This window comes from Vibrio sp. 10N.261.46.E11 (assembly GCF_041472735.1).
Classification (GTDB): Bacteria; Pseudomonadota; Gammaproteobacteria; order Enterobacterales; family Vibrionaceae; genus Vibrio.
This window is the reverse complement of sequence record NZ_JBFRQW010000045.1, coordinates 9,352-30,889: the sequence shown is the minus strand read 5'-3', so window position 1 is coordinate 30,889 and position 21,538 is coordinate 9,352. Positions and strand designations below refer to the sequence as shown.

Annotated in this window: 19 protein-coding genes and 1 tRNA gene; 12 read left to right on the top strand and 8 right to left on the bottom strand. The window is 44.5% G+C overall.

The features are described 5' to 3' along the window. The first annotated feature begins 32 nt into the window (after positions 1 to 32). On the top strand, positions 33 to 782 hold the full coding sequence (locus AB4407_RS15020) for a potassium channel family protein (protein WP_017098290.1): 750 nt from the start codon (positions 33 to 35) through the stop codon (positions 780 to 782). A 39-nt stretch (positions 783 to 821) separates the two neighbouring features. On the opposite strand, the gene AB4407_RS15015 is transcribed toward AB4407_RS15020, so the two are convergent. After that, positions 822 to 2,339, bottom strand: a complete 1,518-nt coding sequence (locus tag AB4407_RS15015) for a CYTH domain-containing protein (protein ID WP_372121120.1) — start codon at positions 2,337 to 2,339, stop codon at positions 822 to 824. Between the two features lie 207 nt (positions 2,340 to 2,546). Here AB4407_RS15015 and AB4407_RS15010 point away from each other — a divergent pair, with 207 nt between their 5' ends. The 3 genes from AB4407_RS15010 (at position 2,547) to AB4407_RS15000 (ending at position 5,435) form a co-directional block, all read left to right on the top strand. Then, positions 2,547 to 3,227: a TIGR00153 family protein gene (locus AB4407_RS15010; protein ID WP_170213692.1), complete on the top strand. Its 681-nt coding sequence runs from the start codon at positions 2,547 to 2,549 to the stop codon at positions 3,225 to 3,227. 128 nt (positions 3,228 to 3,355) lie between these two features. Then, positions 3,356 to 4,618 (top strand): inorganic phosphate transporter, encoded by a 1,263-nt coding sequence (locus tag AB4407_RS15005; protein WP_372121119.1) that lies wholly within the window; start codon positions 3,356 to 3,358, stop codon positions 4,616 to 4,618. A gap of 205 nt (positions 4,619 to 4,823) precedes the next feature. Further along, positions 4,824 to 5,435 (top strand): TIGR04211 family SH3 domain-containing protein, encoded by a 612-nt coding sequence (locus AB4407_RS15000; RefSeq protein WP_372121118.1) that lies wholly within the window; start codon positions 4,824 to 4,826, stop codon positions 5,433 to 5,435. Between the two features lie 139 nt (positions 5,436 to 5,574). Here AB4407_RS15000 and AB4407_RS14995 read toward each other — a convergent pair whose 3' ends face one another. Both AB4407_RS14995 and AB4407_RS14990 read right to left on the bottom strand, forming a co-directional pair. Further along, positions 5,575 to 6,498 (bottom strand): general secretion pathway protein GspB, encoded by a 924-nt coding sequence (locus tag AB4407_RS14995; protein WP_372121117.1) that lies wholly within the window; start codon positions 6,496 to 6,498, stop codon positions 5,575 to 5,577. Further along, positions 6,498 to 8,186, bottom strand: a complete 1,689-nt coding sequence (locus AB4407_RS14990) for an AAA family ATPase (RefSeq protein WP_372121116.1) — start codon at positions 8,184 to 8,186, stop codon at positions 6,498 to 6,500. Before AB4407_RS14990 ends, AB4407_RS14995 begins: the two co-directional genes overlap by 1 nt. A gap of 36 nt (positions 8,187 to 8,222) precedes the next feature. Between AB4407_RS14990 and AB4407_RS14985 the strand changes: the two genes are divergently transcribed. Further along, positions 8,223 to 9,539, top strand: coding sequence for a multifunctional CCA addition/repair protein (locus AB4407_RS14985; RefSeq protein WP_372121115.1), 1,317 nt, complete (start codon positions 8,223 to 8,225; stop codon positions 9,537 to 9,539). Between the two features lie 100 nt (positions 9,540 to 9,639). Here the strand turns inward: AB4407_RS14985 and AB4407_RS14980 are convergent, their stop codons facing one another. The 3 genes from AB4407_RS14980 to folB are packed head-to-tail and all read right to left on the bottom strand — an operon-like array spanning position 9,640 to position 11,297. Then, positions 9,640 to 10,443, bottom strand: coding sequence for an undecaprenyl-diphosphate phosphatase (locus tag AB4407_RS14980; protein WP_004735967.1), 804 nt, complete (start codon positions 10,441 to 10,443; stop codon positions 9,640 to 9,642). A 15-nt stretch (positions 10,444 to 10,458) separates the two neighbouring features. Then, entirely contained in the window at positions 10,459 to 10,941 is a 483-nt protein-coding gene (gene folK / locus AB4407_RS14975; protein ID WP_372121114.1) for a 2-amino-4-hydroxy-6-hydroxymethyldihydropteridine diphosphokinase, read from the bottom strand. After that, complete coding sequence (gene folB, locus AB4407_RS14970) at positions 10,938 to 11,297, bottom strand: dihydroneopterin aldolase (RefSeq protein ID WP_215515027.1); 360 nt, start codon at positions 11,295 to 11,297, stop codon at positions 10,938 to 10,940. Before folB ends, folK begins: the two co-directional genes overlap by 4 nt. Positions 11,298 to 11,435: 138 nt before the next feature. On the opposite strand from folB, the gene plsY reads away from it, so the two are divergent. Further along, entirely contained in the window at positions 11,436 to 12,032 is a 597-nt protein-coding gene (plsY, locus tag AB4407_RS14965; RefSeq protein ID WP_372121113.1) for a glycerol-3-phosphate 1-O-acyltransferase PlsY, read from the top strand. Between the two features lie 93 nt (positions 12,033 to 12,125). Here plsY and AB4407_RS14960 read toward each other — a convergent pair whose 3' ends face one another. Both AB4407_RS14960 and tsaD read right to left on the bottom strand, forming a co-directional pair. Next, a complete protein-coding gene (locus AB4407_RS14960) occupies positions 12,126 to 12,941 on the bottom strand; it encodes an alpha/beta fold hydrolase (RefSeq protein WP_372121112.1) in 816 nt (271 codons plus the stop codon). Between the two features lie 192 nt (positions 12,942 to 13,133). Next, the gene (gene tsaD, locus AB4407_RS14955) at positions 13,134 to 14,150 is read right to left on the bottom strand and encodes a tRNA (adenosine(37)-N6)-threonylcarbamoyltransferase complex transferase subunit TsaD (RefSeq protein WP_017098284.1); all 1,017 of its coding nucleotides are present in this window, start codon (positions 14,148 to 14,150) and stop codon (positions 13,134 to 13,136) included. 258 nt (positions 14,151 to 14,408) lie between these two features. Between tsaD and rpsU the strand changes: the two genes are divergently transcribed. From rpsU to AB4407_RS14925, 6 genes are all read left to right on the top strand, one after another. Further along, on the top strand, positions 14,409 to 14,624 hold the full coding sequence (rpsU, locus tag AB4407_RS14950) for a 30S ribosomal protein S21 (RefSeq protein ID WP_004396009.1): 216 nt from the start codon (positions 14,409 to 14,411) through the stop codon (positions 14,622 to 14,624). 25 nt (positions 14,625 to 14,649) lie between these two features. Continuing rightward, the gene (locus AB4407_RS14945) at positions 14,650 to 15,093 is read left to right on the top strand and encodes a GatB/YqeY domain-containing protein (protein WP_372121110.1); all 444 of its coding nucleotides are present in this window, start codon (positions 14,650 to 14,652) and stop codon (positions 15,091 to 15,093) included. A 119-nt stretch (positions 15,094 to 15,212) separates the two neighbouring features. After that, on the top strand, positions 15,213 to 16,976 hold the full coding sequence (gene dnaG / locus AB4407_RS14940; protein ID WP_372121109.1) for a DNA primase: 1,764 nt from the start codon (positions 15,213 to 15,215) through the stop codon (positions 16,974 to 16,976). Between the two features lie 99 nt (positions 16,977 to 17,075). Beyond that, positions 17,076 to 18,920, top strand: coding sequence for an RNA polymerase sigma factor RpoD (rpoD, locus tag AB4407_RS14935; RefSeq protein WP_017106853.1), 1,845 nt, complete (start codon positions 17,076 to 17,078; stop codon positions 18,918 to 18,920). A 163-nt stretch (positions 18,921 to 19,083) separates the two neighbouring features. After that, positions 19,084 to 19,159 (top strand) — tRNA-Ile (locus AB4407_RS14930). A gap of 1,096 nt (positions 19,160 to 20,255) precedes the next feature. After that, positions 20,256 to 21,524, top strand: coding sequence for an O-acetylhomoserine aminocarboxypropyltransferase/cysteine synthase family protein (locus tag AB4407_RS14925; protein WP_016790933.1), 1,269 nt, complete (start codon positions 20,256 to 20,258; stop codon positions 21,522 to 21,524). The last annotated feature ends 14 nt before the right edge of the window (positions 21,525 to 21,538 follow it).

Here is a 21,538-nt window from a genome sequence, read left to right as displayed (position 1 = left end):
AAAGTTCGCGATTTATTTTGAGCCTCGTATGAATGTTAAATAGTATCAAAGACACCACTAAGCCGATGAGCTTATTATCACTGATTCTCTCTTTCTTAGCGTTATTTGTGATCTCAGGCTTATTGTTTGCACCGATTGATAAAGAATCGAAACAAGTTCTTATCGGCCTGGACTTTATAATCTGTAGCGTTTTTCTTTTTCAGCTCACTATTGATCTATTCAGATCACAAAATAAGAAAGAATATCTAAAAGTACACTGGATCGATTTCTTGGCAAGCATCCCTATGGTCGAGCCACTTCGATTCGCTCGCATTTTTCAGATCTTGCGCGTGATTCTCGTTCTTCGGTCAGGAAAACGTGTTTTCAGAGAGCTGTTTCGCAATCGAAAAGAAACGACACTCGCCTCAATTATTTTGCTTTTGGTTATTCTCCTGACCATAGGTGCAGGAACAATACTGCTGCTAGAGCACAAGGATCCCAATGCCAACATTACCACTGGCCAAGATGCTTTATGGTGGGCTTTCGTAACGATTAGTACCGTGGGGTACGGCGATCATTATCCAGTGACGAGCTCAGGCAAGTTAGTCGCTTCTCTGGTGATCATTTGTGGTGTGGGTGTTTTTGGTATGATTTCAGGGTTGATTACTTCTTTGATCACCTCTCCAACTCGCCATGACAATCAACGAGCAGAAAACAAAGAGAAGCACCTTGAGAAGATCATTGAGCAACAACAGAAAATTCTCGAACGACTAGAAAAGCTGGAACAACAAACAAAAAAATAGGGCCAAAGCCCTATTTTCAATTTCATGTTGTTATGAAACTCAGTCTTGCCAATACGGCTCAACTTCTACGCTTATTTGGCGTGTCTGTTCCATCGCATGCAGAATAGACACCTCTTGACGAGCTAACCAACGCTCTAGCTGAACCTTCTCATCGCCTTCTAATTTCTCAGTCAAAGGCTCTAATGTTTTAAGTGCCAGCAAATCGTCAATACCTTGCACCATATCGGCCCATGGCAAGCGGAAACTGTTTCGTTCATCGTCATCATACAAACTCGCGAAACCAACACCAGAATATAGGTTTCTCATCAAACGATATTGCTGCTCAATATACGCTTGGCTAGTCATCACTCGCTCTGGCGGGAAAGCTTCCATCAAGTCGGCCCATGTGCGATCAAGTTGCTTAACCGAAAACCATTCGATACCACGTGCCATTTGTTCACGTGCTTTTTCATCTAAGAATGGCTGCCAACCACGAGATAAGATCCAGCGGCTCAGATCCAATAACAATCCGGTGTAGCGAGCAGAGCTCAACAAGGTCAGCAGCTCTTCGCGATCGGGAAGTTGCTCTTGCATCTCTTTAAGCTCAGCGACCAAGAACTTACGCGCATCCAGTTTTCGCAGCACGTGACCTTTATCTTCGAGCAAGTCTTCGAAATGGTCATAGCTTTTCAGCCAGTCGAGCTCTTGCTCAAGCCACTTAAGCTCTTGGCGTAAAATAGCACTCGCGCGTCTTGGAACAATACCGCCATAAATAGTGAAGGTTTGACGAATAAAACTCAGAGAATGACTGATCTCATGTAACGCTTCAATTGATTGACGCTCAGTGAAGATCTGCTCGTGATAATGCCAATGAGCGAGAGCATGCTCTAAAGATTGAATAAAACACGATTCAACGGTATCGCTTTTGTCCGTATCAACTAAGGTCAAAGGAGTCACTTCATCGCCTTGATAACCCTGAGCAAGGCGGTAACCCTTAGCAGCTTTGCTTAGATTGCCCAAACGCATGCCACCTTGTTCGCAGAATTGGCGAGACAATGTAAATAGCGCATCCGTTTGGCCGGATTTAAGTTCTAATTCGACTTCGCAAATCGGTTCTTGCAGGTCGCCTGATTCAACGAAGCCTTGGTCGAATGCGACCTCGACTTGACTGCCATCAGGCATGCCAATCAGCCACTGCTCACGCGTGAAGTTGGTAGAGAACAGAGGAGTCAGCTCAGCTTGCAACGTTTCGATGTCTTTACCTGCTGGCCAGATATCCTCTGGGTGCAGGGCTAGCTTGGGTTCGTTACTGTCGTGTTCTGCATTGTATTCAGGCCTTTGATGCAGGCCAGCAACCACACGACCCGCTGTCTTTACGGTTTGTACAAATACGTCATCAAAGCGTCGAATGCGTAAGCCGATATCGTGCTTACGTAGCCAGTTGTCAGCGGTGTCAAAGTAGATGTTACCTAGCTCACGACAACTGTGCTGAAGTACTTTAGTTTCAGCAATTTTATTGCGTAAAGTCTCTGAAAATTCAGGAGAAACAAAAAACTTCAGTTCTATCTCGGTTTCCATAGTTATACCTTTCTGTGAAGATAGGGACAGGATATTGCCAATTTGAAAAGTCGGCAAGTCAGAAATATCGCCCTTATGATGATCTAAAACAGTTTTAATGAGAGATTGATTAGGTTAACATGCGCGACTTTGTAGCCATCGCTTAACATTTCACCATGAGTATGGTGTATGTTGTTTTAAGGTTATTATTTATTAGGTTGGATGACCATGCCAGTAAATACAATTATGGGGTTATTTGCAAAGTCCCCAATTAAACCTTTGCAGCGTCACGTAGTATGCGTGAACGAATGTTGTTCTCACCTAGTTAATTTCTTTGAAGTTTCTTCAAAAGGTGACTGGGAAAAAGCATCAGAAATTCGAGCTCAAATTTCTCACCTTGAGAAAGAAGCTGACGTACTAAAACGTGAAATTCGCCTTAAACTTCCTCGCGGTTTGTTTATGCCAGTTGATCGCACCGATATGTTGGAGCTATTAACTCAACAAGACAAACTAGCAAACCTAGCGAAAGACATTGCTGGCCGTGTATATGGTCGTCAACTTGTCATTCCTGCTCCTATGCAAGAAAACTTCATCGCTTACGTTAAACGTTGTCTAGATGCAGCGAACCAAGCACAAAACGTAATCAATGAACTAGACGAATTACTTGAAACGGGCTTTAAAGGCCGTGAAGTAACACTCGTTGCTGAAATGATTCATCAATTAGATGTAATTGAAGATGACACGGATGCGATGCAGATCGAACTACGCCAACAACTAATGGCGATTGAAGAAGGTCTGAATCCAGTTGATATCATGTTCTTATACAAAATTCTTGAATGGGTTGGTGGTATTGCAGATCAAGCACAGCGTGTAGGCGCTCGTCTTGAAGTAATGCTTTCTCGATCTTAAATCATACGTTAACTATATAACGAAGAGCATTTTTTGAACAAACCACTTATGCGCTGAGTATTTCTCTCGCTGAGCGGTTTTTTGCGTCTAAATTTGTTCCGCTTGTTATCAAACAACTAGGTATTACGATGGATATCCTTGCTAACTACGGCACTGTCCTGATTATTGTTGCAGCAGCTTTCGGTTTCTTGATGGCTATTGGTATTGGTGCAAATGACGTTGCGAACGCAATGGGCACTTCAGTAGGCTCTAAAGCTCTAACCGTTAAACAAGCGATCATTATCGCAATGATCTTTGAATTCGCAGGTGCTTACCTTGCGGGCGGCGAAGTAACAGACACGATCCGTAAAGGTGTTATCGAAACGTCTCTATTCGCTCATCAACCTGATATCCTGGTGTACGGCATGATGTCTGCACTACTCGCTGCGGGTACATGGTTGCTTCTAGCATCATACATGGGCTGGCCAGTATCAACGACTCACTCAATCATCGGTGCAATCATCGGTTTTGCTTGTGTGTCTGTAGGTACAGAAGCAGTAGACTGGAACAGCGTTCAAGGTATTGTAGGTAGTTGGATTGTCACACCGTTGATTTCCGGCATCTTCGCCTATCTCATTTTTGTCAGTGCCCAACGACTGATATTCGATACAGAAAATCCGTTGTTTAACGCTAAGCGTTTTGTGCCTGTGTACATGTTCATTACTACCATGGTCATTGCACTTGTAACCATCAAGAAAGGTCTTAAGCACGTTGGTCTTCACCTAACCGGTACTGAAGCATGGTTATGGGCAGCTGGTGTTTCTGCTCTCGTCATGATTGGCGGTTACTTATACATTCAAAAGAAATTTGCTAACCGCGAAGAAGACCATGGCTTTGCTGGCGTTGAAGGTATCTTCAGCGTACTTATGGTTATCACTGCTTGTGCAATGGCATTCGCACACGGTTCAAACGATGTAGCTAACGCGATTGGTCCACTGTCTGCTGTTGTATCAACCGTTGAGCACATGGGTGAGATCACAGGTAAGAGTACTATCGCATGGTGGATTCTGCCTCTAGGTGGTTTCGGTATCGTTGTTGGTCTTGCAACAATGGGCCATAAAGTAATGGCAACCGTTGGTACCGGTATTACAGAATTAACACCAAGCCGTGGCTTTGCTGCACAACTTGCAACAGCATGTACGGTTGTACTTGCTTCAGGTACTGGCCTTCCAATCTCGACTACACAAACACTGGTTGGTGCAGTATTAGGTGTTGGTTTTGCTCGTGGTATCGCTGCACTGAACTTAGGCGTTGTACGTAATATCGTAGCTTCTTGGATTGTGACACTACCTGCAGGTGCTCTACTTGCTGTTGTGTTCTTCTACGGAATTCAAGCTGCGTTTACTATGTAGTAGCTCCTGCGTTAATCAATATTAGCGTCAGAAAACGGTGAGCTTCAGTAAAGATATGTAAATACCATGTCATTATTGACTCAAACGCACAGAAAGGGAGGCTTTGCCTCCCTTCTTTGTTGCACCATATAAAAAAACTAAATATTATTTGCTCATTGAGGCTGACTCATACGCCTACCCAATTTGAATCGTTAAAGGATTTACTGTGAAAAAACTGATTAGCTTAGTTTTGTTCGCAATGCTTGCGGCTCCAGCTGCCTTTGCTCAAGACCGTTATATTGCTGACAAACTATTTACTTACATGCACTCTGGCCCAAACAATACTTTCCGTATTATAGGCAGTATTGATGCCGGTGAGAAAATCACCTACCTACAAACTAACAAGAGCACGGGTTACACTCAGGTTCAAGATAGCCGAGGACGCAAAGGTTGGGTTGAGAGTAAGTTCGTAAGCACAAAAGAAAGTATGGCATTGCGTCTGCCTAAGTTAGAGAAAGAGCTCTCTGAAGTAAAAGGTAAACTGGCAAATGCTCGCCACAGTGCTGATAGCGAAAAAGCAGGTCTCGCAAGCTCTCTAGACTCTCGTAACAAGCAGATTGCTGAACTAGAGCAGAACTACAGTGAGATTAGCCAACAGCTAACGAGCTCTCAGACAGAGAACCGTCAACTACGCGCTAAGCTAGATACTCAAAAAGATGACTTACTATTGAAGTACTTCATGTACGGTGGTGGTGTTGCTGGTATTGGTCTACTTCTTGGCCTTGTTCTGCCACACATCATGCCTCGTCGTAGAAAGTCACCAAACGGCTGGGCGTAAGCCTCGCATTTGGTACAGTAGGTTCAGTATCGAATATCAAAAAGGAGCACCGAGGTGCTCCTTTTTATTTGTCTGGATTTATCATTCTAGTCACAGCGCTAAGCGATAACATCAATCACAGTAAGTAATATCGATATTACTAACCTTTCCACTCATACAACGCTGGGATTTCTATTTTCTGCTGATTGAATTCAATGATTACCGATTGTGGTTTAATCTCAAGCAACTGAATACCCCGCTCGATCCACTCCCCTTGAGCAACTTCGTGCCCATTCACTTTTACCCAACGCTTGGTTTCGCTACTCGAGTACATGTGAGTTTGTAGGTCTAACTTAGGTAATACACCAGATAATCGATTACCGTGCGTCTCTAAACCTATGATCTGAGGATCCAAGTTCCCCACAGGTCTAGAATCCATAGGTTCAGGTGCGCTTTGTTGGTCACCCATGATGGATTCAAGCTTCAATGCTAAATCGGTTGGCAACTCGGTAAGGTCTAACCCTTTGAGTAAATCACGGTCCGATTGCAGCATGCCATTATCATTATTCGTTCCTGGTTGAACTGGCGGTTCAATAGATAATGGCTCAAAATTCGTTGCAGCTTGATTACTATTATCTACATTCGCTTTTGAGCCACTAGCGATATTATAGATCTCAGTGTCCATCTTTGCATGTATCTCTTGGCGCGGTAGTGCTTTCAAGGGTGTGCTTGCCGGTGCCGAGCGAACAGAGAATAATCCTTCATCGTCTGTATCCACTGACCCAGTATCCACACTGGCTATGTCAGCATCAGCAATTTGAGGCTCAAGGTTTGATTGAAGCTTTGATTCAGGCAGAGCTACGGGGCTAGCCGAGCCTTGCTGCTGTTGATTATACGACTGGTAAGCCAGAACGCCGCCCACCAACAAAGAAGGTACTAAGACAAGAAGTAGTCCCATTGCTAACGATGAACCTCGTTTGTTGCTAATCCCTCTAGCAGAACTAGGCACATGATGGTTTTGGTAACCTTTAAAACTAGGTTTATTATTAGAAGACTGTTTAAGCTCATGCATAATACGTGACATTAGCTTTCACCTCCTTCTAATGACATCAACTCGGGAGAGTTGAGTTGGGCCAATCTTTGCAATCTTGCCAATGTGCGTTTTCCTGCGATGCCATCAACAGACATCCCCTGCCAAACCTGGAAGGCTTCAACTTTCATTTTTAACTCATTATCAAAAACATCACTGCCCGATATATCCTCACCCAATGCTTCAGACAATAGCAGATCGAGTAACACGATCGCCTCACCTTGATATCCCTCTTTCAGGGTCTCTCTTAACGGCTGCTGCCAAATCGCGATGTAATTGCCTTGCCAAATTTGTTTTAAGGTGCGCTTAGGCATCATCAATAGCTTTTCGTTGACTAGGAGCTCAACAGACTCCTCAGACGCACCATAAAGTACAGCAAACACAGGTTCTTGACCTAATTCCAGATTAAGAACTACGGGGACTCCAAGTTCAATCAAATATTCTAAATTGGCTTGATGTTGCTCACATACAAATACACTTTGTTGTTCACCCAAACATAGCCAATCACGAAGCGAAGATTCATACCCCCAAAGCGTGTATAGGTCCCTAATTGCAAGCGTTTGATTATTCCCTTGCCTTAAGTGATTCTGAACATCTTGTGGTAGTGCAAACTTCGAAGCCTTGAGCTCTTGAGCCGATATAGGTGTATCAACCAGTGTCGGAGTTTCAGCCACAAGTGAGCGTTGAGTATGCGCCGCTACTTCCGTTTTCACTTCACCGGAAGTATCTGTAGGCATCCATGAACTAATATAGGTTGGGGCGAAATTAAAGGTCGCGATTGCAAGGCCGACACTTAATGTGGCAATCCCCGCATATTGGAGCAATTTGGGCGCTACATGAGTAGCACGAGTTTTTTCTACGTGATACACATCGGCCTGAAAGGACATGATTTGCTGACAAGCTCGGTTAACCGTTTCATTACTCGGTAATTTATCACCATCATGAAAAGCCAATTGCAACGCTTTATCACACACCAAGTTAATGAGCCTTGGGATTCCATGAGTATATTGAGCGATAAGCTTGATTGAACGATTCGAAAACAACATCTGCTCGCCACCCGCGGTTTCCAAACGAAACGCGATGTACTTGCCGGTTTCTTCTGTATTAAGAGGCAATAGATGATAGCGACCAGTAATGCGCTGCGCTAGCTGACGTAGCTGCGTGGTTTGTAGATGTTGCTGCAATTCCGGTTGACCAACCAGCAGCACTTTTAACAGCTTACGACTGTCGGTTTCCAAATTAGTTAGAAGGCGCAGCTGTTCCAACACATCGGCAGCGAGATGTTGGGCTTCATCTATCACCAATAAGGTTTGAATACCTTCAGCATGGCTATCCAACAGGAAGTGATGAATTGCCTGACTCAACTGTTTCAACGACGCTTGTTCAGGGTATTCGACCTCAAACTCATCGCAAATAGCTTCAAGTAAATCTGAATTGGAAAACGTAGGGTTGAGTATAAGGCCAGCTTGAGTCTGACTATCGAGAGAGGACAGCATTGCCTTGGCGACCGTAGTTTTCCCTGTACCTACCTCACCAGTAAGCATTGCAAAGCCCCCGCCCTCGCCTAAACCGGCTTGTAGGTTCTGCATCGCTTCTTGATGACGCTGACTCAAAAACAAGTAACGAGAATTTGGTACAATCGAAAATGGCATCTCAACGAAGCCAAAATATTCCTTATACATGTGCTGCCCTATAATTACGATTAATGGAAAGTACCATTGCTTTCAGTAAAGTCCAGCAGTGATAAAACATTTCGAGGTGATAAGTTGCAAATATTCGATAGCCTACCAAAAGAGAATGGGCTACAACGCTATCTCGTCGGCGGTGCGGTACGCGATAAGCTGCTAAATATTGATAGCTATGATAGAGATTGGGTCGTGGTCGGCAGTACCCCTCAAGAGATGGAAAGCCTTGGCTTTACTGCGGTGGGTAAAGACTTCCCGGTCTTCCTGCATCCAAAAACCAAAGAAGAGCACGCACTGGCTCGCACTGAGAGAAAATCTGGTTCAGGTTACACAGGCTTCGAATGTTACTTCGCTCCGGATGTCAGCCTAGAAGAAGATCTGATGCGTCGAGATCTAACGATCAACGCCATCGCTCAAGATGACGAAGGCAACCTGCACGATCCTTACCACGGCCAGCAAGATCTCTCTGATCACATTCTAAGGCACGTCTCGGATGCCTTTGTTGAAGATCCGCTTCGTGTACTGCGTGTAGCTCGTTTCGCTGCCAAGCTTCACCATCTCAACTTTACCGTTGCCCCAGAAACTATGGTGATGATGAGTGAGATAGTGCAATCTGGTGAACTCGCACACCTTACGGCAGAGCGAGTTTGGCAAGAGTGGCATAAATCTCTTAGTACACCGCACCCTGAAGTGTTCCTTTCCGTTTTAAGAGAATGTGGCGCATTGGCGGTTGTTTTACCTGAGATTGACGCTCTATTTGGCGTACCTCAACCTGAAAAATGGCACCCAGAGATCGACACGGGCATCCACACTCTGATGGTGGCTCAACAAGTAGCACTCTTAAGCCAGTCATTGCCAGTACGCTTTGCCGCTCAAGTACATGATTTAGGTAAAGGCGTCACGCCAGAAAGCGAGTGGCCAAGCCACAAAATGCATTGCCATACAGGCTTAAATATCATTAAGAAGCTGTGTGAAAGAGTCAGAGTGCCCAATGAATTCAGAGACCTCGCGTTGTTAGTGTGCGAGCAGCATTCTAATATCCATCGTGCTGGCGAGCTAAAACCAACCACCTTTCTCAAGGTTCTCAACAAATTCGATGTATGGCGTAAGCCAGATAGACTCGACGATATACTGCTTTGCTGCCAAGCCGATCACGCAGGCCGAAAAGGATTAGAGGATCAGCCGTATCCTCAAAAAGCGCGTTTTGAAGTGGCTTACCAAGCGGCACTTCAAGTCGAAGTTAAAGCCATTATTACCGATGGTTTTCAAGGTAAAGATATTCGAGAAGAGCAAGAGAGACGCAGAGCTGCCGCGATTGAGATTGCCCTATTAGAACTCGCAGATAATTAATCGTAATAACGCTGGTTACCATGCATTAAAAAACCCGCAACTAAGCGGGTTTTTCCGTTTCAATCTGTAGGACGAAACATTTGCCTTCGTAAGTCGAGCGCTACTGCATCATCAAGAAAGCAAATAGACCAAAACCTAAAATCAGGCGGTAGATAACAAACGGCGTCATACCCATACGAGAGATAAGCTTCAAGAAGAAGTGAATACAGATATAAGCACTGATGAAAGACACCACGATGCCTGTCAGTAAAGTACCAACATGGATTGGGTCACCACTTGTCACCAACTTCAAGCCTAAGTAACCACCAGCCAGAGTGATGATTGGGATAGACATTAAGAAAGAGAATCGAGCCGCCGCTTCACGTGTGAAACCAAGATAAAGCGCTGCAGTAATCGTCGCACCAGAACGAGACGTTCCCGGAATGATCGCCATTGCCTGAGCAAGGCCAATAAACAACGCCTTTTTCCAACCCGCTTGGTATTCGTCATCACGCAGGCTTGAGTTCTTATCCACCCACCAAAGCAATAGGCCAAAAATGATGGTGGTCGTTGCAATAACCCACGCGCTACGCAAGTACAGCTCAACAATATCTTTCATCAACAAACCAAAGATACACGCAGGAATGGTCGCAAGAATGATCATCCACGCTAACTTCGCTTCTTTACTGCGATCGCCTTTAAATACTGAACCAAAGAATGCACTCAACAGAGAGACCACTTCTTTGCGGAAATAAATAACGACAGCTGCCAAAGTACCGACATGGACCGCCACATCAAAAGCCAAGCCTTGATCTTCCCAGCCTAAAACAGCCGAAGGAAGGATTAAGTGTGCAGAACTGGAAATAGGTAAAAACTCAGTAAAGCCTTGCACCAACGCCAACATAAACGCTTCAAAATAACTCATTACTTACCTTAAAAATCATAGTGTTATATCTACGACAGAGAGTGTGTCTAATTGCTGCATCTTCTGCCATATTTCACCGACGGTTCGTCCATCTTGCGGGATCACTCTCGCAGGACAAAGATCATAAAGTGGTTGTGTTACAAAAGGATATTTATAGATATCACTGCGTGGTAATTCTGGGTCGCTCTCTGATACCACCTCTCCAAACAACACAATATCAAGATCGAGCTTTCGATCTTGAAGCTTATGTGCATCTTGAGAGCGCCCCCACTTGAACTCAATTTTACGCAGTTGTTGTGAAAATTCAGTCAATGGGAGTGATGTGTCGATCTCTACCACAAAATTGTAAAACGGATGACTGTTAAACCCTACAGGCTCACAGTGATAGATCTTAGAGCATTTAAGGTTAGTCCCTAATGCTTGAAGCTCTGTCCATGCCACCCTTGCATGCTTGTCGCGGTCTATGTTCGTGCCAACACCAACATAGGCTATTGTCATGCTTGGCCTCGTTCGATGATCACACCCACGGCTTTTGCTTGTGGTACTGCGCCAGGCTTCGCTAAACGGATTTTAATCCAAGGCACTGAGAACTGAGTCATAATCAATTCAGCGACTTCTTCTGCCACACGTTCAACCAATAGGAATCGGCCATTAGCAATATGGTCAAGCACAACTGTACTGACTGTCGAGTAATCCAAAGCATCGACAACATCATCACTCTTACCTGCTGGGCGATTGTCATGAGCCATTTCAATATCAAGCACAAGTTTTTGTTTAATCTCTTGTTCCCAATCGTAAACACCGATCGTTGTAATTACTTCTAGCTGTTCAATGAAAACTTTATCCAGTGCCATGACTTGTCCTTTTAGAGGTCGGATACCCATATCGGGGAAAAAAACGTATTATTTGCGTAATTCCAGATATGATATCAATTACTCTTAGATTGAGCATTATTTTCCCATCGTTAGGCTTATAACTGTTTAAGGAAAAACATGACCCCATTGGCACTCATCATGATTATTGCTGCCTATTTACTAGGTTCAATCTCTAGTGCGGTCTTGATATGCCGAGTCTTAAGACTTCCTGACCCAAGAACTGTGGGGTCCAATAACCCCGGAGCCACCAATGTGCTTCGCGTGGGTGGCAAAGGCGCCGCTGCGGCCGTCCTGCTTTGTGACATGCTTAAAGGCACCATTCCTGTTTGGCTTGGCTACTACCTCAAGATCGATCCCATCATTTTAGGTGTTGTGGCGATCGCAGCCTGTCTTGGTCATATGTATCCAATATTTTTTCACTTTAAAGGTGGTAAAGGCGTCGCAACCGCACTCGGAGCTATCGCCCCAATTGGATTCGATCTAACAGGCATGATCATGGCGACCTGGTTGGTTGTGGCATTTTTGTTTCGTTATTCATCTTTAGCTGCACTGATTACTGTGTTGCTCGCACCTTTCTACGCTTGGTTAGTTAAACCTCAATACACACTGCCTGTGGCCATGTTGTGTTGTTTGATCGTTCTACGTCACCATCAGAATATCCGCCGCCTACTCGATGGCAGCGAACCAAAACTCGGGCAAAAAAAATCGGCTTAAACTGTTATGTCTAAGCCGAACCATTTTTTAAACTAAGATACGTTTGAACCGACGCTAGTCTAATTCGGTCAATACCATTCGTTCTTTCATTGCTTACAGCAGATGCTTATCTAAAAACGTCTTCAGCATTGTGTTCACAAACTCTGGTTGCTCTAGCGAACTAATGTGACCTGCTCCAGGAATCACCACCAATTCACTGCCCGTAATACAGTCGTGCATTAGGTATGACTCAAGTGCCGGACGTGGTTTGTCTTCTTGCCCTACAGCGATCAAAACCGGCAGTGCAAAGCTCTCTACTGCTTCAATCATATCGCGACGTCCAAACACCATTCGACCGATTCGAGCCACTTCTTCAGCGTTCTCACCCTTAAGATTTGATAATTTCTGAGTAAAGCCTTCCACTAAAGCTTGCGTGTTTGTTTGAGCATCATTTGCAAAGAACAATGGAACAACCGCTTCAACAATCGGTTGAGGAACCATCTTGGTTTGAGTAATGGTGTCTAACATGCTGAAGTATTTAGCATGAGCAACTTCTGGTTCTAAACCAACAAAGGTATCCATTAGAACTAAAGATTTAATACGTGCAGGTGCAAGTTCCGCTAATTCAGCTCCCCACATACCGCCAACCGATAAACCTACTACGGAAAACTCTTCGATTTCTAAATGATCAAGTAGATCCAACATGTGTTGAGCGTAATCTTTTAAGTTACGCATCGAGTTCGGCGCGGCTTGTGATTCACCATGAGACCAAAGCTCTGGAACAATACAGCGATACTGAGTTTTTAATGCATCGATCTGCGGCTGCCACATTGCACTGTCCCAAAGGTAGCTGTGGCCTAATACTACAACAGGGCCTTGACCTTCATCTAGATACGCCATCGATTGATTGTCTACTGTGAACTTGTTCATTTTCTTCCCTAATCTCTATCTACGAATATTGTTGAGCTTATGAAACGGCGATATATAAAAACGGCCGCAAGAGGCGACCGTTAATCGAAACACACTGGTTTATTCTGCGCTTAGCTTTTGTTGAACGACGGTTTCTAGTTGATCGACGGTTTCTAGTTGATCGACGGTTTCTCGTTGAACGATTGCTACTGGTTAAGCAATTGGCTCAAGCTGGTCAATTGGCCAACGCGGTGTGGCATGGACAGATAAATCAGCAGTTTCACCATTCTTCAGGCGCTGCATGCCCGCATAAGCGATCATCGCACCGTTATCTGTACAGAACTCAGTGCGTGGGTAGTACACCTCTCCACCGATTTTCTTGGCCAATGCTTCAAGCTCAACTCGTAGTTGTTTGTTGGCACTCACACCGCCAGCAATCACGATACGTTTCATACCCGTCTCTACCAACGCACGCTTACACTTGATTACCAAGGTCGCACAAACCGCTTCTTGGAACGCATAAGCGATGTCAGCACGAGTTTGGTCATCATTGTCATTAGCACGAATGGTATTTGCCGCGAACGTTTTCAAGCCCGAAAAGCTCATATCTAGACCCGGACGATCGGTCATCGGACGTGGGAACTTAAAACGACCTGGCGTGCCTTTTTCTGCGAGTCGAGATAGCAGTGGACCACCTGGGTAATCTAAGCCCATTAGCTTCGCGGTTTTATCAAACGCTTCACCCGCCGCATCATCAATCGATTCACCAAGGATTCGGTATTCACCAATGCCTTTCACTTCTACCATCATGGTATGACCGCCAGAAACCAGCAGAGCAACAAATGGGAATGGTGGAGGATTGTCTTCTAGCATTGGCGCAAGAAGGTGACCTTCCATGTGGTGAACAGGTACTGCAGGTACGCCCCAAGCGTAAGCAATACTGCGACCAATCGTTGCGCCCACAAGCAATGCACCAACCAAACCTGGGCCAGCCGTGTAAGCCACACCATCAATATCTTTCGATGTTAGATTCGCTTCTGCCAATGCCGCTTTAATCAGTGGAATGGTTTTTTTTACGTGGTCACGCGACGCTAGCTCAGGTACTACACCACCGTAATCGGCGTGCAGTTTTACTTGGCTGTATAACTGATGAGAAAGCAGCCCTTGCTCATCATCATAAATTGCGATTCCTGTTTCATCACAAGAGGTTTCAATACCAATAATGCGCATAATTTTCTCGGCACGCTTTCGTCTAAAATGGGAAATTAGCGCAATATTACCCTGCCTAAGCTCTTCAAACAAATATTGTACAGACTATAATCGACAAAGTGCTTTACAAAGCCACTGTGATCGGATTAAAATTCCGCACCATTTTTGATCAAGCTGGTTAATGGCCAAACGCGAATAGAGAGTTAGCTCGATGGGTAACTTCTCTGATTTGGTACTGAGTAGCCAGCGATAATGAATAACCCCTGAGGTGAAAGGCATATGCCAATAGTTAAAGTACGTGAAAACGAACCGTTCGACGTTGCACTACGTCGTTTTAAGCGCTCTTGTGAAAAAGCAGGTATCCTTTCTGAAGTGCGTCGTCGTGAGCATTACGAAAAGCCAACTACAGTTCGCAAACGCGCTAAAGCAGCAGCTCAAAAGCGTCACGCTAAAAAGCTAGCTCGCGAAAACGCACGTCGCGTTCGTCTGTACTAATAACTTAATCCATAAGGACTGAGTTATGGCTCTTATTGAACAACTCAAAGAAGAGCAAAAATTAGCGATGAAAGCCAAGGACAAACCGCGCCTTGGTACTATCCGCTTAGCTCTTTCAGCAATTAAGCAACGTGAAGTTGACGAACGGATCACTCTGAACGACGACGACATAATTGCTATATTAGTTAAAATGGTTAAGCAACGTCGCGATTCTGTTGCTCAATATGAATCGGCAAATCGTCAAGATCTTGCTGATGTGGAAAAAGCAGAAATTACGGTACTTGAAGGCTTTATGCCTCAGCCGCTAACTGAAGAAGAAGTTATTGCACTACTTGATAGCGCAATTTCAGAAGCTCAACCTGCGGGCATGCAAGACATGGGTAAAGTAATGGCTATCTTGAAACCACAAATTCAAGGGCGTGCAGATATGGGTAAAGTTAGTGGTTTAGTTCGTTCTAAACTCGCTTAATCCCAAATCAAATTGCAACAAGCCGTGCAATCCTTCGGAACGCACGGCTTGTTTGTATCTGTAACCTATTCAAACTATTATTATCCACACTCTCAGTTAGTGCATTTTTCTAAGGTTTTATGGCAGGACACATCCCGCGTAGTTTCATCGATGATCTCCTAGCGCGTCTCGACATTGTCGATATTGTGGACGCACGCGTGAAACTTAAGAAAAAAGGCAAAAACTATGGCGCTTGTTGTCCATTTCACAACGAGAAGACCCCTTCTTTTAGCGTAAGTCAAGAAAAACAGTTTTATCACTGCTTTGGCTGTGGCGTGCATGGCAATGCCATCGACTTCATTATGGAGTTCGAACGTCTCGACTTTGTTGAAGCGATTGAAGAACTTGCCTCATTTTTAGGCCTTGATGTTCCTAGAGAACAGCGCAGCGGTGAAATATCCACGGCACCAAGAGCCAACAGCGAACAAAAACGTAACCTCTACGATTTGATGGGCGGCATCAGTAATTTTTACCGCTCTCAACTGAAAATATCGGCCAACAAACCTGCGATTGATTACCTAAAGAATCGTGGTCTTTCTGGCGAAATCGTCCAGAAGTTTGGCATTGGTTATGTGGCCGATGAGTGGGACTTAGTTCGTAAGAACTTTGGCCAACAGAAAGAAGCCCAAGACATGCTCGTGACTGGCGGTATGTTAATTGAGAACGATAAAGGTAACCGATACGACCGATTCCGTGGACGCGTAATGTTCCCGATTCGCGATCGTCGTGGCCGTGTGATTGGTTTTGGTGGTCGTGTATTAGAAGACGGCACACCAAAATATCTCAACTCACCAGAAACGCCTATCTTCCATAAAGGTAAAGAGCTTTACGGCCTTTATGAAGTGCTGCAAGCCTACCGTGAACCGCCGCAAATACTTGTGGTTGAAGGTTACATGGATGTCGTAGCATTAGCGCAATATGGTGTAGATTACGCGGTAGCATCACTGGGCACAGCAACAAGCACAGAACAACTACAAACATTATTCAGACAAACTAATACTGTTATTTGTTGTTACGATGGTGACCGTGCTGGCAGAGAAGCCGCACGAAGAGCTATGGAAAACGCATTAGAGTTCCTTAATGCGAATAAAGTACTAAAAGTTTTATTCCTACCTGATGGTGATGATCCTGATAGCTACATAAGAGAAAATGGGAAAGGCGCATTTGAAAATGAAATTAAGAATGCGGAATCGTTAATTGACTTTCTATTAACTGAGATAAAAAAAGAAGCTCCCGATACTGATTCCCGACGCTGGGGAACTTATGTTGCTACCAATGCAGCCCCTTTGCTAAATAAGACTCAAGACCCTTCTTTAAAAGCATATTTATGGCGAGAGCTCGCTTTAGGTACGGGGTGGAGTGATTTCCAACTTCAAAAGTTTCTAAATGCTTTATTAAAGGTTAACAACGACAATAAACCTCAACCGCATAAAGAGCTGAAACGCACTCCAATGCGAGAAGTTATCGCTTTGCTTATCCAAAATCCGAGCTATGCTGATATGGTACCGGATTTATCAAGTGTCAAAGGCTTACAATTGCCTGGACTAAGTTTATTCGTCGAAGTACTTGATATCTGCCGAGTGAACCCCCATATCAGCACAGGCCAATTATTAGAACATTGGCGAGAGAACAAACATGAGGCACTTCTGTCTCGTCTCGCGAGCTGGGAAATCCCCCTCGACGAAGACAATCAAGAAGACATATTTTTAGACTCATTGGACAATATCCTTGCCCAGTGCGTTGAAAAACAAATTGAAAACCTGCAGGCCAAAGCAAGAAGTGTCGGTTTATCAGCCGAAGAAAAAAGGGAGCTACTCGCTTTAATGCGAGATCTAAAAGCGTAACCCTGTTTGATTAGTCAGCATTTAATAAATTTGTTAACATAATTGGTTTGCATTTGAGAATGCAACGTCCTTCACCAGACCTGAAGTTGGATATCATCTATGGATCAAAATCCGCAGTCACAGCTTAAATTACTTGTTATTAAAGGCAAGGAACAAGGCTATCTGACCTACGCCGAAGTAAACGACCACCTACCTGCAGAAATCGTGGATTCTGAACAGGTAGAAGACATCATTCAAATGATCAACGACATGGGTATCAAGGTAGTAGAAACTGCACCTGACGCTGATGATCTAGCACTTAATGATGACGATGCCAATATAGATGAAGATGCAGCTGAAGCTGCAGCTGCTGCGCTTTCAAGCGTAGAAAGCGAGATTGGCCGTACAACTGACCCAGTTCGTATGTACATGCGTGAAATGGGTACAGTTGAACTACTGACTCGTGAAGGCGAAATCGACATTGCGAAGCGTATTGAAGATGGTATCAATACTGTACAATTATCTGTAGCTGAGTACCCAGGCACTATTCCATACATATTGGAACAGTTTGACCGCGTACTCGCTGAAGAGATTCGTTTAACAGATCTAATCAATGGCTTTGTTGACCCAGACGACGATGGCACAGCTGCGCCAACGGCGACTCACATCGGTTCAGAACTTGCTAAAACTGATCTAGAAGACGAAGACAAAGAAGAAGCAGAAGACGACGAGGAAGAAGAAGAGGAAGATACAGGTATTGACCCTGAGCTTGCTCTTGAGAAGTTCACAGCACTTCGCACTAGCTACCAAAACCGTCAACTAGCAATCAATGAATACGGCCACGAAAGCCCGAAAGCGACACTTGCAACGACAATGATGCAAGACGTATTCAAAGAGTTCCGTCTAACGCCAAAACAGTTTGATTACCTAGTAAACGAACTGCGTACTTCGATGGATCGCGTACGTACTCAAGAACGCCTAATCATGCGTCAAACGGTTGAGTACGGCAAAATGCCGAAGAAATCTTTCATTGCTCTATTTACGGGTAATGAATCTAGCGAAGCATGGTTAGACGAAGTATTAGCTTCAGACAAGCCATACGCAGAAAAGATCAAACGTAACGAGAACGATATCCGTCGCTCAATCCAAAAACTGGATATGATCGAGAAAGAAACGTCTCTTACTGTTCAAAGCATTAAAGATATCAGCCGTCGTATGTCTATCGGTGAAGCGAAAGCTCGTCGTGCGAAGAAAGAGATGGTTGAAGCGAACTTACGTCTAGTAATCTCGATTGCTAAGAAGTACACAAACCGTGGTCTACAATTCTTGGATCTAATCCAAGAAGGTAACATCGGTCTAATGAAAGCGGTAGATAAGTTTGAATACCGTCGTGGTTACAAATTCTCTACTTACGCTACTTGGTGGATCCGTCAAGCAATCACTCGTTCGATTGCCGACCAAGCTCGTACTATCCGTATTCCGGTTCACATGATCGAAACGATCAACAAACTAAACCGTATCTCTCGTCAAATGCTACAAGAGATGGGTCGTGAACCACTTCCGGAAGAACTGGCTGAGCGCATGCAAATGCCTGAAGACAAGATCCGTAAAGTACTGAAAATCGCTAAAGAGCCAATCTCAATGGAGACACCAATCGGTGACGACGAAGATTCGCACCTAGGTGATTTCATCGAGGATACAACGCTAGAACTGCCTTTAGATTCTGCAACGGCAACAAGCCTACGCGGCGCAACTAAAGACGTTCTTGCTGGCCTAACGCCTCGTGAAGCGAAAGTACTGCGTATGCGGTTCGGTATCGACATGAACACTGACCACACTCTAGAAGAAGTGGGTAAGCAGTTTGACGTTACTCGTGAACGTATCCGTCAGATCGAAGCAAAAGCACTGCGTAAACTTCGTCACCCAAGCCGCTCAGAAACTCTGCGTAGCTTCCTAGACGAGTAATTACACGCTTTAGTGTGGTTAGCTTTTAAGCATAAAATAAAAAAGGTGAGCGTTGGCTCACCTTTTTTGTGCCTGTATGATTTAAGTGGCTAAGATGTAAGCGGAATTGCCCCTCATAGTGTCTAGACACCAATGAATGCTTCCCCTATAATCTATGCCCTACGGCCCCTTAGCTCAGTGGTTAGAGCGCACGACTCATAATCGTTCGGTCCCCAGTTCAAATCTGGGAGGGGCCACCAAATTCCGATAAGGCTCATGAAGAAATTCATGGGCCTTTATCTTTTCTAATCCTTTCCATATCCAGTCTTCGATTACTTCCTGTAAGCACGATTCAATTAGTAACACTGAAACACTCCATCTAATCACCGCAGAACCCGTAAATCTATCTCAGGCTGATATTGACAATCAGTAAGCTCTCTCATCTGTACAGTATGATTCAGCGCTAGATCTCAGCACCAGAGCCGAATCTCAAAAACTGCTCGACAAAAACAACAAAAATATAATGAATGCTTTATGTCGAACGTATGAGTAAAGGCACGATTGAAATTACAGGCCCAGCTCTATTATCCAGCACTTTAAAGATCTATTAACCGAAATAGTGAACTAAAGCGATCCGTTATAACTCTAAAGAAAGAGTTACCCACGTATCATAATTGCGCGATATACTTCTAACCGCTTATTGGGCTTTTATCAGCCTGTACTATTACTAATTAACAAGCTCCTTAGTGCCTATATAACGAAAACGAAGCGCTACTCTTTCATCTTAAAAGGACTCCCCATCAGCATGAAAAAAATAATCTTAGTTGTAATATGTTTCTATCTATCTGGCTGTGTGGCCAACGGCGCTCTTTGTATTCCAACAGGGACTAGTATCCATTGCGGCAGTAATTCTTAAAATATCCTAGTCATTGTCATCAATTCGGATTCCACCTCACAAATCCCCGAACTCAGAGAGAGTGCAGATCTCAATATTATGTTTTGAACTCCCAGGCACACTTATTCACAGAGCTTAAAGTTAAGATAAAAAGGGCATCAACTATTACCTGATGAGTTACGACAATCAGCACAGCCTCATCGAGTAAATGATGAGGCGTCACCAGTAGATGACAAAAATCTACTTTGATCAGTACCCGGATTTGTTGAGCACTACATTGCTCCAGGCATAATCTCCCTCCCCTTTATGCTAAAGTCATGCAGTTTTCTTTTATGTAATAACCATACCTGCTCACAAACAACTCCCCCAGAATTCTCCCAGTGACTAAACAGTACTTTTCTTTTATAAAAAAATCGGCAATATGAGAGTACATAGATAATTCAATCGTTCAGGGAAGACACATGAAAGACGAAACACTCTCGATTCACTTCGGCTACGAAACTGATCCAACAACCAAATCAGTTGCGACCCCTATTTACCAAACCGTTGCTTACGAATTCGATGATGCACAACACGGCGCCGACCTGTTTAACCTTGCGGTGCCAGGTAATATCTACACTCGCATAATGAACCCAACCAATGATGTGTTGGAAAAACGCATGGCGGCCTTAGAGGGTGGTATTGCAGGCTTAGTGGTGAGTGCGGGCAGCGCGGCGATCAACTACGCCATTCAAACGTTGGCACAAATCGGTGATAACATCGTTTCAACGCCTCAGCTTTACGGCGGTACTTACACTCTATTTGCTCACATGCTGCCAAACCAAGGGATAGAAGTTCGCTTTGCCAAAGACGACAAACCAGAAAGCTTAGCGGCACTGATTGATGAAAAAACCAAGGCGGTTTACTGCGAAAGTATCGGCAACCCAGCAGGTAATATCATCGACTTAGAACGTGTGGCTGAGCTTGCTCACGCACAAGGTGTACCTGTGATTGTCGATAACACGGTGGCGACACCTGTGTTGTGTAAACCTATCGATTTTGGTGCTGATATTGTGGTGCACTCACTCACCAAATACGTTGGTGGTCACGGAACAACATTGGGTGGCGTGATTGTCGACTCAGGCAAATTCCCATGGGCAGAGCACAAAGATCGCTTCCCAGTATTTAATCAGCCAGAACCTTCTTACCACGGTGTGGTGTATACAGAAGCCTTTGGCGAAGCCGCGTTTATTGGCCGCGCTCGAACGGTTCCACTGCGTAATACGGGGGCAGCACTGTCGCCAATGAATGCCTTCATGCTAATGCAAGGTCTAGAAACGTTGTCGCTACGCATGGAGCGACACACAGAGAACGCACTAAAAGTAGCAGAGTACCTTCAGCAACATGAGAAAGTGAGTTGGGTGAGCTACGCTGGTTTACCAACGTCTGAGTTCTATCCGCTGGCTGAAAAATACATGCAAGGTAAGCCGTCTGCCATTTTATCTTTTGGCTTGAAAGATGGTTATGAAGCCGGTGTTCGTTTCTATGATGCGCTACAAATATTCAAGCGCTTGGTGAACATTGGCGATGCAAAATCTCTCGCTTGTCACCCTGCTTCTACAACACACCGTCAATTAAGCGAAGCGGAACAAAAGCAAGCAGGTGTGTCACCAGAGATGATTCGTCTCTCTGTAGGCATTGAGCATATTGACGATATCTTGGCTGACCTAGAGCAAGCACTTAGCACTTAATGCTTAATGCTTAA

Coding starts and splice junctions, on each gene's coding strand:
- rpsU (WP_004396009.1), top strand. CDS start 14,409: ATGCCAATAGTTAAAGTACGTGAAAACGAACCGTTCGACGTTGCACTA.
- AB4407_RS15005 (WP_372121119.1), top strand. CDS start 3,356: ATGGATATCCTTGCTAACTACGGCACTGTCCTGATTATTGTTGCAGCA.
- AB4407_RS15010 (WP_170213692.1), top strand. CDS start 2,547: ATGCCAGTAAATACAATTATGGGGTTATTTGCAAAGTCCCCAATTAAA.
- AB4407_RS15015 (WP_372121120.1), bottom strand. CDS start 2,339: ATGGAAACCGAGATAGAACTGAAGTTTTTTGTTTCTCCTGAATTTTCA.
- AB4407_RS14995 (WP_372121117.1), bottom strand. CDS start 6,498: ATGTCACGTATTATGCATGAGCTTAAACAGTCTTCTAATAATAAACCT.
- folK (WP_372121114.1), bottom strand. CDS start 10,941: ATGACAATAGCCTATGTTGGTGTTGGCACGAACATAGACCGCGACAAG.
- dnaG (WP_372121109.1), top strand. CDS start 15,213: ATGGCAGGACACATCCCGCGTAGTTTCATCGATGATCTCCTAGCGCGT.
- AB4407_RS14925 (WP_016790933.1), top strand. CDS start 20,256: ATGAAAGACGAAACACTCTCGATTCACTTCGGCTACGAAACTGATCCA.
- AB4407_RS14945 (WP_372121110.1), top strand. CDS start 14,650: ATGGCTCTTATTGAACAACTCAAAGAAGAGCAAAAATTAGCGATGAAA.
- AB4407_RS14960 (WP_372121112.1), bottom strand. CDS start 12,941: ATGAACAAGTTCACAGTAGACAATCAATCGATGGCGTATCTAGATGAA.
- AB4407_RS14980 (WP_004735967.1), bottom strand. CDS start 10,443: ATGAGTTATTTTGAAGCGTTTATGTTGGCGTTGGTGCAAGGCTTTACT.
- rpoD (WP_017106853.1), top strand. CDS start 17,076: ATGGATCAAAATCCGCAGTCACAGCTTAAATTACTTGTTATTAAAGGC.
- AB4407_RS15020 (WP_017098290.1), top strand. CDS start 33: ATGTTAAATAGTATCAAAGACACCACTAAGCCGATGAGCTTATTATCA.
- tsaD (WP_017098284.1), bottom strand. CDS start 14,150: ATGCGCATTATTGGTATTGAAACCTCTTGTGATGAAACAGGAATCGCA.
- plsY (WP_372121113.1), top strand. CDS start 11,436: ATGACCCCATTGGCACTCATCATGATTATTGCTGCCTATTTACTAGGT.
- AB4407_RS14990 (WP_372121116.1), bottom strand. CDS start 8,186: ATGTATAAGGAATATTTTGGCTTCGTTGAGATGCCATTTTCGATTGTA.
- folB (WP_215515027.1), bottom strand. CDS start 11,297: ATGGCACTGGATAAAGTTTTCATTGAACAGCTAGAAGTAATTACAACG.